This is a genomic window from Burkholderia cepacia, assembly GCF_001039005.1.
GTDB classification, from domain to species: domain Bacteria; phylum Pseudomonadota; class Gammaproteobacteria; order Burkholderiales; family Burkholderiaceae; genus Burkholderia; species Burkholderia theae.
The window spans coordinates 1-295 of sequence record NZ_LDWR01000144.1 but is presented as its reverse complement, the minus strand read 5'-3'; the positions used below and the strand labels follow the sequence as shown (position 1 = coordinate 295).

The window sequence follows — 295 nt, the reverse complement described above, 5'->3', positions numbered from 1 at the left end:
CCGAAGTGCGTCGCCTTCTTGAGCGTGCGCCACGCGGCATAACCGTCGGACATCAACATGCCCGCGTAATTGCCAAGGAACGCCTTCGGATATTCCTGACCGCGCCCGGGCTGGTACTCGAACAGCACGACCGGCTCAGCGCAATCTTCGGCGCTGCGGAAGCACCACATGTAGCTTTTGCTCTGGGCGGCCTTGCCGGGCTCCTTGAGCACCTGGACCGTTGTTTCGTCGCCGTGGATCAGGGGCTGCGACAGCAGCGCTTTATGCAGCGCGTCGTACAGCCGGCTGTAGTGCA

General features: G+C 62.7%; 1 protein-coding gene. It reads right to left on the bottom strand.

Features of this window, described 5'->3' with window-relative positions; genetic code table 11:
- A partial coding sequence (locus tag VL15_RS38760) for an IS66 family transposase (protein ID WP_048252174.1) occupies positions 1-295 on the bottom strand: 295 nt, incomplete at both ends.